This is a genomic window from Fictibacillus phosphorivorans (assembly GCF_023715845.1).
Taxonomy (GTDB): Bacteria; Bacillota; Bacilli; order Bacillales; family Fictibacillaceae; genus Fictibacillus; species Fictibacillus phosphorivorans_D.
On the sequence record NZ_JAMBOR010000024.1, the window covers coordinates 24,815 to 37,987 of the forward strand.

General features: G+C 40.6%; 10 protein-coding genes and 2 riboswitches. All 10 genes read left to right on the plus strand.

Features of this window, described 5'->3' with window-relative positions:
• The first annotated feature begins 3 nt into the window (after positions 1 to 3).
• Positions 4 to 1,230, plus strand: coding sequence for a Zn-dependent hydrolase (locus M3206_RS16010; protein WP_251313520.1), 1,227 nt, complete (start codon positions 4 to 6; stop codon positions 1,228 to 1,230).
• Positions 1,231 to 1,476: 246 nt separating this feature from the next.
• Positions 1,477 to 2,187: a hypothetical protein gene (locus M3206_RS16015; protein WP_251313521.1), complete on the plus strand. Its 711-nt coding sequence runs from the start codon at positions 1,477 to 1,479 to the stop codon at positions 2,185 to 2,187.
• A 395-nt stretch (positions 2,188 to 2,582) separates the two neighbouring features.
• The gene (locus M3206_RS16020; protein ID WP_251313522.1) at positions 2,583 to 3,437 is read left to right on the plus strand and encodes a manganese catalase family protein; all 855 of its coding nucleotides are present in this window, start codon (positions 2,583 to 2,585) and stop codon (positions 3,435 to 3,437) included.
• 139 nt (positions 3,438 to 3,576) lie between these two features.
• Positions 3,577 to 4,551 carry an AAA family ATPase gene (locus M3206_RS16025; protein ID WP_251313523.1) on the plus strand — a complete coding sequence of 325 codons (975 nt, stop codon included), beginning with the start codon at positions 3,577 to 3,579 and terminating at the stop codon, positions 4,549 to 4,551.
• The gene (locus tag M3206_RS16030) at positions 4,551 to 5,822 is read left to right on the plus strand and encodes a DUF58 domain-containing protein (RefSeq protein ID WP_251313548.1); all 1,272 of its coding nucleotides are present in this window, start codon (positions 4,551 to 4,553) and stop codon (positions 5,820 to 5,822) included. Before M3206_RS16025 ends, M3206_RS16030 begins: the two co-directional genes overlap by 1 nt.
• Complete coding sequence (locus M3206_RS16035; protein WP_251313524.1) at positions 5,809 to 8,001, plus strand: DUF4129 domain-containing transglutaminase family protein; 2,193 nt, start codon at positions 5,809 to 5,811, stop codon at positions 7,999 to 8,001. The genes M3206_RS16030 and M3206_RS16035 overlap by 14 nt, the downstream gene beginning before the upstream one ends.
• Before the next feature lie 40 nt (positions 8,002 to 8,041).
• Positions 8,042 to 8,143: riboswitch (purine riboswitch) on the plus strand.
• Positions 8,144 to 8,305: 162 nt separating this feature from the next.
• The gene (gene guaA / locus M3206_RS16040) at positions 8,306 to 9,835 is read left to right on the plus strand and encodes a glutamine-hydrolyzing GMP synthase (RefSeq protein WP_251313549.1); all 1,530 of its coding nucleotides are present in this window, start codon (positions 8,306 to 8,308) and stop codon (positions 9,833 to 9,835) included.
• Between the two features lie 101 nt (positions 9,836 to 9,936).
• A riboswitch (purine riboswitch) is annotated at positions 9,937 to 10,038 on the plus strand.
• Positions 10,039 to 10,161: 123 nt separating this feature from the next.
• Complete coding sequence (locus M3206_RS16045; protein WP_251313525.1) at positions 10,162 to 11,460, plus strand: NCS2 family permease; 1,299 nt, start codon at positions 10,162 to 10,164, stop codon at positions 11,458 to 11,460.
• 162 nt (positions 11,461 to 11,622) lie between these two features.
• Positions 11,623 to 12,369: a prepilin peptidase gene (locus tag M3206_RS16050; RefSeq protein ID WP_251313526.1), complete on the plus strand. Its 747-nt coding sequence runs from the start codon at positions 11,623 to 11,625 to the stop codon at positions 12,367 to 12,369.
• 89 nt (positions 12,370 to 12,458) lie between these two features.
• Positions 12,459 to 12,977, plus strand: coding sequence for a hypothetical protein (locus tag M3206_RS16055; RefSeq protein ID WP_251313527.1), 519 nt, complete (start codon positions 12,459 to 12,461; stop codon positions 12,975 to 12,977).
• Positions 12,978 to 13,173: the final 196 nt, after the last annotated feature.

Below are 13,173 nucleotides of genomic sequence, written 5' to 3' on the forward strand. Positions count from 1 at the left end.
ACTATGGTGAAGTGTAATTCAAATCGTCTGCAGAAATTTATTGAGTTATTTAGTGAGTTTGGTAAAACAGAAAACAACGGAGTCACTAGACTATCGTTATCTGCCGAAGATATTGCTGCACGGAGCAAATTCCAAGAGTTATGTGAAGAAATAGGAATGACAGTCACTTATGATGATATGGCTAACATGTATGCGACCATGCCAGGGAAACGTAACGTGCCACCGATCGTCATTGGCTCGCATTTAGATTCTGTTGTTAAGGGCGGACGGTTTGATGGTGTACTGGGTGTATTAACGGCTTTAGAGGCGGTTTATGCTTTGAAAGATGCAAACATGGAATTAGATTATCCGATTACCATTGTTAATTTTACGAACGAAGAAGGAGCACGGTTTGAGCCCTCACTCATGTCATCCGGTGTTTTATCAGGTAAATTTGATAAAATAAAAATGTTAGCCTCTACCGATAAGAATGGGATCACTTTTGCCCAAGCTTTAAAGGAAAGCGGTTTTGAAGGTCCAGAAGAAAATCGATTAAAAGAAGCTAGTGCCTATATTGAATTGCATATCGAACAGGGGCCCGTGCTCGAAAGTGAAAAATTAGATATTGGCGTCGTAGAAGGTGTGCTAGGAATGGTATGCTATGAAATTTCTATTCATGGTGAATCAAACCATGCTGGTACAACTCCGATTAATATGCGAAAAGATCCGATGTTCACTGCAGCGAATGTGATTACCGAAATGCAAAGAAAACTGCAGAGTTTGGATTCGAAGCTGGTATATACAATTGGACGTATGAATGCCTATCCAAACATCCATACAGTCATTCCGTCAGAAGTTACCTTTACGTTAGAAGCACGGCACCAAGATCAAGAAGTGATGAAAGAAGTAGCAGAAATGGTAGTGGGATTACCAAAGAATCTAAGTGGTTGTTTCATAGAATCAACCCGATTATGGGATCGAGATACAGTTGATTTTGATGAAGAAGTTATCCATGCAGTAGAAACAGCATGTAAGGATTTAGGTTATAAGGGAAATAGAATGTATAGCGGTGCTGGGCATGATGCTCAATTTATCGCTTCCTATATACCGTCAGCGATGATTTTTGTACCTAGCGTAAAAGGATACAGCCATCGTGAAGACGAGTTAACTTCTTATGAGGACTGTGTAAAAGGAGCGAATGTTCTACTAAACGCCGTTCTAAAATTGTGCAGGGAAAAAGTAAATCTATAACTTTACGATTCAGAAAATGGGTTTCGGCCTTTAGGACTACTTTCTAAGGAGGAGGTAGTCTTTTTTATTTTCTTAACTGTACCGATAAAAAACCGATATAAACGTATCACTAATTCCAGTTTCATAGACGAATTACTAAAATTACCTTCGAACCTTATAAAGAGTAAGTCCATCTATTATTTATCATTTGCAAAGCGATACATCGTAGTAATATATAGTTAGGATTACAAAAAAAGGAGGTCCGATATGAGACGTGATATACAGCCGAATGAACGGGCATTCTCTTCTAAAGAAGTTGCAGAAGAAGTAGGGATTGCCACTCCAACTGTTCGAAAGTATGGACAAATCTTAGAGCGGAACGGTTATGAGTTCTTAAAAGATGGTGACAGGCGAATTTTTGTTCAGTCCGATATTGAAGCGCTTATATCGCTGCGCGATACACCTAAACCGTTAGACGATACGGCAAAAGATCTGGTGCAGCAGCAAAAGGAACGATTAGAAGAACCGAACACAACAGACGTAGCGATACCCGATATATCCGGAAATTTGCCCCAAGACCCCAATCAGATCAAAGAAGTCTTAATGATGTTAGCTAACGAATTAGCAGCGGCACGCGAAATGAACGTTCAACTGACTAACGATATGTCACAGCTAAAGGTATCTGTGGCCAGACTTCAACAAGATCATCATGTAATTGGCTCTGCTGTTGGAAATGCCGCACAAAAAACGAATGCTAAAATAGAAAAGTTAACGGAACAACAGAAGAACCATTACGAAGAACTGCTGAAGCAAGAGAAAGAAAAAAGCGAAATGCTGCAACAAGAGCTACAAAAGATTCGAGAAGAGCAGACAAGAGAGTGGCGTTTGCAAAATGATTTTAATAAACGTTTAGAAGAAGCGATACAACAAAAATCAAAAAATAAAACAGGTGGATTCTTTTCATTCTTTAGAAAATAAAAAACGTAGCCTGAGTAAAGGCGTATCGCTGGGCGATATAAGTTACAATACAACTGGGTTAAACATAATTTACGTAGATATCGGTACCCGATACATAGAAAACGGCGTTATTTAAAACATATGTCTCACCATTTCCCGAGAAATATCAACAATTTTTGAGGACCATTCGACAAAATCAGAGGCTTTCATGTGGTTAGCTTTTTATATACTTTCCTTTTCGCTGTAGAGGTTTCTAAGAGTAAAAACTCATAGGAGTCTCCTTTTTTTTTGCCTCCAAAGCCTTGTATTTCTATGAGTACTAGGTCTTGATACCTATTTCATCCATATTTTTGTTTCAAATAATGGATGTTGGGAAAAGATAAGTGACGCAAAAATCTATTACTGGGAGGTTCCATATGTTTCGACATCAAAAAGAATTGCAGTTTGATATTAAGGTAGATCGTCCAGACCCACAGCTTGCTAAACAGATTCAAGAAGTTTTAGGTGGCCAGTTTGGAGAAATGACGGTTATGATGCAATACTTGTTCCAAGGCTTTAACTGTCGTGGAGAAGAGAAGTACAAAGATATGCTGATGGATATTGGAACAGAAGAGATCGGGCATGTAGAAATGCTGTGTGCCATGATCAGCCAACTGTTAGACGGTGCTTCACCAGATGATCAAGCAAAAGCAGCGAAAGATCCTGTAACAGCTGCGATCATGGGTGGAGTCAACCCGCAGCACTTACTAGTCAGCGGCCTTGGTGGATTGCCGACTAACTCAAATGGTGTACCATGGAATGGATCTTATATTGTAGCAAGCGGAAACTTACTTGCAGACATGAGGTCAAACCTACACGCTGAGAGTCAAGGGCGACTGCAAGTAGCTCGTTTGTATCACATGACTCGAGATGAAGGTGTACGAGCTGCATTCAGAAAGATGTTAGCGCGAGATCGTTATCACCAGTATCAATGGATGGCAGCTATTGAAGAATTAGAACAAAAGAATGGTGTAGTGGTCCCTGCATCTTTCCCGCCAGAAGCAGAATTGGAATCTCAACCTGAAGCTTATAAGTTTTGGAACCTCTCAGAAGGTCAGGAATCCGCAGAAGGGTTATGGGCAACCGGAAGCGCACCAGACGGAACTGGAGATTACGTTTATGAAGCTGACCCAGTACCGTTAGGGAATATACCTAATCCGGAAATTCCGGCTCCAACTTTGCATCATGACTTGGATGGAAAGAAATTCAAAAACTCAAATGATGAGGAATAAAAGATTGGAGGTGCACTGCATAAGCAGTGCATCTTTTTTTGTAAATAAACAAGGAATATACATTCTACGATGCGAATTTAAATAGGAAGAAATACAATTAAAGAAATAGAGAGACAGAAATGTTAGAGGGGAGTCTTACATGAACGGTAGAAACGAAAGTTCATTTGAGTATCATCCACAGCTTCGAGACGTCATAAAAAATGTTGAAAAAGTTATGGTGGGTAAAAAGCAAGTTACAGAATTAACGCTTGTATCCTTGTTAGCTGGGGGACACGTCCTGCTAGAAGATGTACCTGGTGTAGGTAAGACCATGATGGTTCGATCTATCGCCAAATCCCTAGGATTAACGTTCAACCGTATTCAGTTTACACCTGATTTATTGCCGTCTGACATGACGGGAGTTTCTATATATAACCAGAAAGACATGAGCTTCGAATTCAGACCAGGTCCATTGGTCGGAAACGTAATTTTAGCAGATGAGATCAACCGGACCTCACCTAAAACTCAGTCCGCTTTACTTGAGTCCATGGAAGAGATGAGTATGACGGTGGATGGACAAACTCACATCCTGCCTGATCCTTTTTTAGTGATGGCGACACAAAACCCTATCGAATATGAGGGAACGTACCCACTTCCAGAAGCACAGATGGATCGATTCTTAATGAAACTCACGATGGGTTATCCAACCCCAGAGGAAGAGTTTAATGTCCTGAATGTCATCGGAAATGAACACCCCATTCACTCATTGAAGTCAGCGATATCAGCAGAAGAGATTACTGAACTGAAAACGGCCGTTAAGAACATTTATGTATCTGACTCGGTGAAACGCTATATCGTTGATCTGGTTAACCGTACACGTAACCACAAATCCGTTCAATTAGGAGTAAGTCCTCGTGGGTCACTTTCTCTTTTAAAAGCTGTACAAGCCTATGCCCTCTTAATGAACCGTGATTTCGTAATTCCTGATGATGTAAAATATCTGGCACCGTTTGTACTTGTGCACCGTGTGCTGTTAAAGCCTGAAGCCCGATTTGAAGGTGTAACTGCCCAAGAGGTGATCAAAGAACTCTTAAGCCGTGTTCCTGCACCTATTCATAAGGAACAGCATGCGTGATGATAGCATTTCTCAAAAAAAAATGGGAGCGTTATAATACGGCGTTAGGTTTTTCAGGGATTATCTTTTTACTGTTCGTAACGTTTTCTTTTGCGATGTTTCAAGGCGGATTTGTTAGCTGGTTTTTGTTCTACAGCGTTCTGCCGCTCGTTCTATATTCTATTGCGATGGCGTTCTATCCCCTTCAACGGCTAAATATCGAGCGTATCATATCAAAAGAAAAATTGATGGCCGGGGAAGAAGTTCAGATTACGATAAGGGTGACGCGCCGCAGCAGCTTTCCTCTATTTTACGTCGTATTAGAGGACGTGCTGCCGGAAGCATTGCTACGGGAAACCCGCTATGAAGGAAACACGCATCAAATACAATCCCGAATCTTGATGTTTCCTTTGTTCCGAAAAACCCTTGAATACTCGTATACCATTTCCCCTGCACCGCGCGGGTTGTTTAAATTTGACCAAATCATGGTGAAAACGGGCGACATCTTCGGTTTTGTATTAAAAACGACGAGAGTATCGGCAAAGGATCAAATTTTTGTTTATCCGCAATATCAAAAGATTGAACGCTGGGAAAGTGGAAAGATGCTACAAACCGGTATGAAAAAAGTGGGAAAACGCTCGTTTTCAGATTATACGTCTACGGTAAGTGTTCGTGACTATGTAGCTGGAGACAGGATGAACTGGCTGCACTGGAAGGCGAGTGCCAGGTCCAATAAACTGCTTACAAAAGTGTTCGAGCAGCAGAGGAACGATGATTTTGTGATTGTTCTGGATCATTGCGAAAAAAGCTATGGCGTAAACGACTGGTTATTCGAACGGGGCGTATCGCTCGCAGCCTCACTTGTTCACTTTTCAATCTCTAAAGGTGGTTCGATCGGGTATCATCCTTTTAAAGGAAAGGAGATTCCGATGAACATGGGAATTGAGCAGGAATGGCGCATTTTTCATGAACTGGCTAAAGTGAAAGCAGAGATCAAAGAATCTTTTGAAGAACGCTTAAAGCAGGAATATATGATCGGCCATATGGAAGGGAAGACAGCACTGATCATCTCTCCTAACTTAACTGAATACACGATGAAAACGTTAGAACTTATCGCTTCCAGGCAGCAAACGAATGTAATTTTCTTTTACCTGGCATTAGACGGTAAGCTGCATGGCCAGGAACTTACGTATATAAACAGAATCAGACAATGCGGTGTTCCAGTAACACCGATTATAGGTTCGGACTTTAATGAATCACTGAAGGCAGGTGGCATGTATGCAACAATCTAAACAACAGCCTTCCACCCTGCATATACTTGTCCTTTATGGTCTTGGGTTCCTTTTGCTTTGGGAATGGCTCCGACCATTAAAAGATATCACGACCACGAACGATGTAAACATTTTTGTGATGTACACCATGTTCTTATTCATCGTCACGTACTTTCAGCTTCCGTTTTGGATTTCCTTTCCGGTAAAGCTTGGTGCCCTATTGTATGCGTTACATTCCCTTTATTTCGTTGACGTATTTCTATCATTCAAGTGGGTTCCCTATCTAATCGAGGACATGAGCTATAACTTAACGTTACTTTCAAATCAGAACTGGAATGAAATGACTTCGCTCAGCCGGTCTTTGCTCTTCTTTATTCTTTTATGGCTTGTGAGCTACCTGATGCATTATTGGCTGATCCAGACGAGACGGATCTTCTTATTCTTTTTAATCACCGTAATCTACATTTCCATTCTAGATACGTTTACGGCTTATGATGCAAAATTTGCGATCATCCGAACAGTATTCATCGGACTTCTGTTAATTGGAATTTTAAGAATGATGAAACTGATTGAAACAGAAGGGTTTTCACTGTTAAAAGGAAAATTCCCTGTTCTTTGGGTCGCACCACTTTCAGGGGTTATCGCATTGTCATCGGCATTGGGGTTCATAGCGCCGAAAGCTTCTCCTATATGGCCTGATCCGGTTCCGTTCATTCAGAACATGTCTGGAAAAGAAGATGTGGGAGAAGGCGGAAAAGGGAAAGGAATCGCGAAAATCGGGTACGGTGAAAATGACAGCCAACTAGGCGGTCCGTTTGAATTTGATTATACCCCTATATTTAAATCGTACGATAACGCGAGGCACTATTGGAGAATTGAAACGAAGGAGTTTTACACAGGAAAAGGATGGGAAAATAAAATCCCGACGACCGCTATACCGGTGGATGCAAATCAGCCTTCCGCACAGACAGATCATACAAAAATCTGGGAAGAAGGACTTGAGATGAAAGACAATACAGCTAGAATTGAGGCGGAAAAAGGGAAAGCGTATCCGTTCCTTATGATTCCAGGTAAGCTTACGAAAATTGATGCTGACCCTGAAACCGTCTATCAGTTAGATGGGGTAAAAGGGAAAATCTCAACGTTCCAAAATGGCGATGAAGTTAAGCTATCTTCTTATGTGATGAACTATCAGCTTCCTGTTTTAAAAGAAGCTCAGCTAAAAGAATCAACCAATTCATACCCGCCATACATTAACGAACCCTATTTGCAGCTGCCAAAAACATTGCCGAAACGAGTCAAAGATCTAGCTGCCACTATCACAGCCAACCAGCCGACGATCTATGACAAGGTTAAAACGGTTGAAGGTTATTTTGCCAAAGAAGCATATGGGTATAACACCATTGAGGTGGCCGTACCTAAAGATGACGAAGATTATGTAGATCAATTTCTTTTTGAAACGAGAAAAGGATACTGCGACAACTTCTCAACTTCCATGGTCGTGATGCTGAGGTCAATCGGAATTCCTTCACGGTGGGTGAAAGGTTTTACACCTGGAACTTTTGAGGGTACGAATGAGGACGGTGTTCGTGAATACACGGTAACCAACGCGAATGCCCATTCATGGGTAGAAGTGTACTTCTCAGGAATCGGATGGGTGCCGTTTGAGCCTACACGAGGCTTTGACAATCCGTTTAAGCCAGAAAAGGATACACAAGAATCCAAACCAGCTGCAGCAGCACCTAATCAGCCGGACAAACCTGAGAAAGATCTAAGCAAAGAAAAATCTGCTTCAGCGAAAAATACAAGTTCAGGCTCCTTTTTAAAAACTGCAGGCTATACAGCAGCGGGATTGATTGTTTTCATGCTAATCCTTGCAGGACTCGCCTATTTGTTCCGCAAAAAATGGCTTCGTCAATATATGATTTGGAAGTATAAACGTAAATCAGGATCAGAAACGTTTGAGGAAGCATTTGAAAAACTACTTTGGCTGCTGAAAATTTACGGTATTAAAAGACAGCCTGCTTTCACGCTAAGGGAATACGCTCTTTACGTCGATCGAGCCCTCGATACAAAAGATATGAGAATTTTAGCGAAAGCATATGAAGGGGTTCAATTCAGCCCGAAAAAGCAGACCAATCTGTGGAGCGATTTGCATCAAGAATTGTGGGAAAATTTAATTAAAAGGATCCGCCCTTGACCGCTATAGAAGGCATTGTTATTATGTCTTTAAGATTATAGCGTCAGATCATATTCTCCTTCGTATATCCTCGATAATAAGGTTCGAGAGTCTCTACCGGGTTGCCATTAACAACCTGACTATGAAGGCAGGGTTCTTTATAGCTATTTAAGGAATTCTGCCTTTGTTTTTTATGTAGAAAACAATGGTGGAATTCTTTTTGTTTTACTTTTAATAGTGTGTAAAGTAGGGCAAGCTGACGGATACTATAGCTGATATTAATAGATGGGGTGAGTACATGCACGAAACGAATGACTTGCACGTAATGAGTGAATTGATCGTTGTATTGGATTTCGGTGGACAGTACAATCAGTTGATTGCACGACGTATCCGTGACTTAGGAGTATACAGCGAACTTCATCCGCATACAACCACTGCGGAAGATATAAAAAAGATGAATCCAAAGGGAATCATTTTCTCTGGAGGGCCAAACTCTGTTTATGCAGAAGGATCACCAGCTTGTGATGAAGCCATTTTTGATCTAGGCATCCCTGTGCTTGGTATCTGCTACGGTATGCAGCTGATGAGCCATCATTTTGGCGGTAAAGTTGAGCGTGCAAGCCACCGAGAATACGGTAAAGCTTCAATTAACATCACAAATACAAACAAACTTTATGAAAACCTTCCAGAGCAGCAAGTTGTATGGATGAGCCATAGTGACCTTGTTGTTGCACCACCTGAAGGTTTTGTTACAGATGCAACAAGCGTGTCTTGCCCTGTTGCAGCAATGAGCGATGTTTCACGCCAGCTATATGGCGTTCAGTTCCATCCAGAAGTACGCCATTCCGAATACGGAATCGAGTTTTTAGATAACTTCGTGAAATCTGTTTGCGGCTGTGAAGGCAACTGGACGATGGAAAACTGGATCGAAGACGAAGTTCAAAAGATCCGTGAAGTAGTAGGAGACAAAAAAGTACTATGCGCGATGTCAGGCGGAGTCGATTCTTCCGTAGTAGCCGTGCTAGTTCATAAAGCAATCGGTGATCAACTTACTTGTATTTTCGTTGATCATGGACTCCTTCGTAAAGATGAAGCAGAACAAGTTATGAAGACATTCAGCGAAGGTTTCAACATTAACATCATCAAAGTAGATGCAAAAGAACGTTTCTTAAGCAAACTTGAAGGAGTTTCTGATCCTGAGAAAAAGCGTAAGATTATCGGTAATGAATTCATCTACGTATTTGATGAAGAAGCATCAAAGCTTCAAGGCATCGAGTTCCTTGCACAAGGTACACTTTATACAGATATCGTAGAGAGCGGAACTGCAACAGCTCAAACGATCAAGTCCCACCATAACGTTGGCGGACTTCCTGAAGATATGCAGTTCAAACTGATCGAACCTCTTAACACACTTTTCAAAGACGAAGTGCGTAAAGTAGGAACCGAGCTTGGTATTCCTGAGCATATCGTTTGGCGCCAGCCTTTCCCAGGGCCAGGTCTTGGAATCCGTGTGCTTGGAGCGATTACAGACGAGAAACTCGAAATCGTTCGAGAATCTGATGCGATCCTTCGTGAAGAAATTTTGAATGCAGGGTTAGACCGCGATGTATGGCAGTATTTCACCGTGTTGCCTGATATCCGAAGTGTTGGAGTTATGGGTGATGCTCGTACGTACGATTACACGATCGGTATCCGTGCAGTAACATCAATCGACGGAATGACATCTGACTGGGCACGTATCCCGTTTGATGTATTAGAGAAAATCTCTACTCGTATCGTAAACGAAGTAGATCATATCAACCGTGTAGTCTATGATATTACTTCTAAACCGCCTGCAACCATCGAGTGGGAATAGGCTAATAGTTGAAAACCGAACGATTATAGTAAAATAACAAATAATTATTCGGAAAAGTGCTTGACGAACGACAAGATTCGACCTATACTCAAAATGTAAAATAATAATAAATGAAATTCCTACGTATAATATCGGGGATATGGCCCGAAAGTTTCTACCAGACTGCCGTAAATGGTCTGACTACGGAGGATTATTGAAATAGTTACATGTGTGGATTTCATTTGCATATGTACGGTTTTCTTTAACCTTTTCGTATTCAGACCCAAGGGCTAGTCCCTTGGGTCTTTTGTTTTTTTATCGTAGGCGTGTATAGGGGGAAAAGAATGATGGAACGGTATTTTGGCTTTAAAGAATTTAATACAACCTATAAAAAAGAGGCGACAGCCGGTTTAACGACATTTCTTGCCATGGCATATATTCTGTTCGTTAACCCGATGGTTCTTGGCGACGCTGGCATGGATAAAGGAGCCGTATTTACAGCAACGGCACTTGCTGCAGCAATCGGAACATTGTTCATGGGAATCGTTGCAAAATATCCGATCGCACTAGCACCGGGTATGGGGCTTAATGCATTCTTTGCATACTCTGTTGTTTTAGTCATGGGTATTCCTTGGCAGACTGCACTTGCAGGGGTATTGATGTCTGGTATTATCTTTATTTTTATAACATTATTTAAGATTCGCGAAACAATCATCAATGCAATCCCTCAAGATTTAAAATTTGCAGCAGCATCAGGTATTGGACTATTTATCGCTTTTATTGGTTTAAAAAACGCAGGAATCATCACGCAAAATAAGGCAACACTCGTATCTCTTGGTGATTTAACACAAGGTGCAACTTTGCTTGCGATCTTTGGCTTCATCGTAACCATCCTTATGATGATTCGAAACATACGTGGAGGAATCTTCTACGGAATGGTCATCACAGCAGTTGTAGGAATTTTCGCTGGTCTGATCGATAAACCTGATAAAATCGTTGGCGCTATCCCAAGTCTTGCACCAACATTCGGACAAGCATTCAGTCACTTTCATGAAATTTTCACTGTCGAAATGATGATCGTCGTTCTAACATTCTTTATCGTTGATTTCTTTGATACAGCGGGAACACTTATGGCTGTTGCTAATCAAGCAGGTATCATGAAAGACAACAAACTGCCTCGTGCAGGTAAAGCGTTGCTTGCCGATTCATCAGCAATCGCAGTAGGAGCCGTTCTTGGAACATCTTCAACTACAGCTTACATCGAGTCAGCATCAGGTGTAGCAGCAGGAGGACGAACTGGCTTCACATCTGTTGTAACAGGTGCACTATTCTTATTGGCCTTATTCTTCTCACCGCTATTAGTTGTCGTTACACCGTCTGTAACCGCACCAGCATTGATCATCGTCGGTGTGTTAATGGTTTCTGTGTTGAGCAAAATCAAATGGGACCGTTTAGAAATTGCAGTACCTGCGTTCTTAACATTGATCGCAATGCCGCTCACATACAGCATCGCAACAGGTATCGCACTTGGATTCGTTATGTACCCATTAACGATGACTGTAAAAGGCCGTGTAAAAGAAATTCACCCAATCATGTGGGTTCTGTTCGTAGTCTTTATCAGTTATTTTGTATTCTTAGTGGAATAGAGAGAATCAATAGCAGGAATGTCCGGAAACGGGCATTCCTTTTTTGTGTTTCAGGAGGATAAACGAAAAAATAAGCCGATAACGTTAAGGAAGAAGGATGCAAAACATTCATTTCTTCATTATAATAGTGTGCAGATTGAGCGTTAAGGAGAAGATAGGGCAATGGAAATGTGGTGGAGTGTGTGGTTTTTTATTTTAGGAACGGTACTAGCTTCGTTTGGCAGTGTAGTCGGCTATCGCCTGCCAAAGAAAATGAAGGTAATGGGCGTAGAACGCTCACAATGCGACCATTGCGAAAGAAAGCTGTCTTGGTATGAACGGTTCCCAATCATTTCTTATTTAGTCACAGGCGGCAAATGCAGGACGTGTAAGAAGCGCATCCCTGTCATCTATACATTCGTAGAACTAGCAACGGGAGGCTTATACGCGTTTTCCTATTTGAAATATGGTTTCTCAGTGGATCTGTTATTGGCATGCTCCCTCATTTTGCTGTGTGCGATCATTTTTGTATCGGATTTATTGTATTTCATTATTTCAGATAAAGTATTAATCGTCTTTTTTGTGTGGTTTTTGATGCTGCAGGTCTTGTTTGAATATAGAAGCTGGCTGGATGCAATTGCAGGAGGATTGCTCGGATTTTGTTTTCTGCTGCTGCTCGCCATTTTATCAAAAGGCGGAATTGGCGGTGGAGACATTAAGCTGATGGGTGTTTTGGGACTTTTATTAGGGTTTCAGGGGGCATATCTGACATTGATGATTGCCTCTGTTATCGGTGTATTAATCGCCATTGTAGGCCTGCTCGCGAAGAAATATAATTGGAAAACGGCTATTCCGTTTGGGCCTTATTTAGCGGTAGGTGCATTAGTGACGTTTTATTATAGTGTGGAGTTGTTGGAGAGGATTTTTTAGTTATTGGGAAACTTGATTTTATATTAACACGTATTTATATTAATCCTTTACAAAAAAAATACGTTTAATTATAAAATAGGAGGCATTATATGAGTTTATGGTTGATTATTATTGGAAATTTAGTGGCTTTAATTCTAGCTATAATTTTTGGAGTTGGTATTTATAAAAGGAAAAAGGCTGAAGGAAAAAGAGGAGAAATTTGGGGGATTGGTGTCTTTTTAGGAATTATGCTTTTTTTCAATGGTGTAGTTGTTTATACAGATATGGGAAATGACCGGAGAGAAAAGAGTGCTTTCAATGAAATGGAACAAAGATATAAAAGTGAAGGAGACCAAGATCAGGAAAGCTTTAACAACTTGAAAATAACAATTAGAACTCATGGAATAAAGAAAACTACCTACCATTCAGTATATGTTGCGAATTTTAATAATAAAAAATCCTTTCATGGGAAGATATCTGTTAAATTGTTGGAAAATGGAGAAAGAGTTGGAGATTTTACTTCTGAAAAGATAACGATTGAACCAGGAGCAAAATTCAAAGTGGATACTTTCACTGGAACCCAATTTTATGATGAATATTCCTGGAAGTGGATAGGAGAACTGGAATAAAACAAAAACCAGCTATTATCAAATAGCTGGTTTTTATGTTTTTTGATTCTTTTTTCCTATAATGAAGTTTTAGTTTATTCAAAAAAATGTAAATTTTAGGCTTGGAAGGTTTTGAAATGAGGAGCATGTGGAATTATTCTTTTTGTTAAATGGTTAAAATTGTATTTTTAATATGAAAAAAATCCTAGTATATTTA

What these genes read in the sequence shown, in the direction of transcription:
- M3206_RS16045 (WP_251313525.1), top strand. Translation starts at nt 10,162, where the DNA reads ATGGAACGGTATTTTGGCTTTAAAGAATTTAATACAACCTATAAAAAA.
- guaA (WP_251313549.1), top strand. Translation starts at nt 8,306, where the DNA reads ATGAGTGAATTGATCGTTGTATTGGATTTCGGTGGACAGTACAATCAG.
- M3206_RS16020 (WP_251313522.1), top strand. Translation starts at nt 2,583, where the DNA reads ATGTTTCGACATCAAAAAGAATTGCAGTTTGATATTAAGGTAGATCGT.
- M3206_RS16035 (WP_251313524.1), top strand. Translation starts at nt 5,809, where the DNA reads ATGCAACAATCTAAACAACAGCCTTCCACCCTGCATATACTTGTCCTT.
- M3206_RS16050 (WP_251313526.1), top strand. Translation starts at nt 11,623, where the DNA reads ATGGAAATGTGGTGGAGTGTGTGGTTTTTTATTTTAGGAACGGTACTA.
- M3206_RS16055 (WP_251313527.1), top strand. Translation starts at nt 12,459, where the DNA reads ATGAGTTTATGGTTGATTATTATTGGAAATTTAGTGGCTTTAATTCTA.
- M3206_RS16030 (WP_251313548.1), top strand. Translation starts at nt 4,551, where the DNA reads ATGATAGCATTTCTCAAAAAAAAATGGGAGCGTTATAATACGGCGTTA.
- M3206_RS16010 (WP_251313520.1), top strand. Translation starts at nt 4, where the DNA reads ATGGTGAAGTGTAATTCAAATCGTCTGCAGAAATTTATTGAGTTATTT.
- M3206_RS16025 (WP_251313523.1), top strand. Translation starts at nt 3,577, where the DNA reads ATGAACGGTAGAAACGAAAGTTCATTTGAGTATCATCCACAGCTTCGA.
- M3206_RS16015 (WP_251313521.1), top strand. Translation starts at nt 1,477, where the DNA reads ATGAGACGTGATATACAGCCGAATGAACGGGCATTCTCTTCTAAAGAA.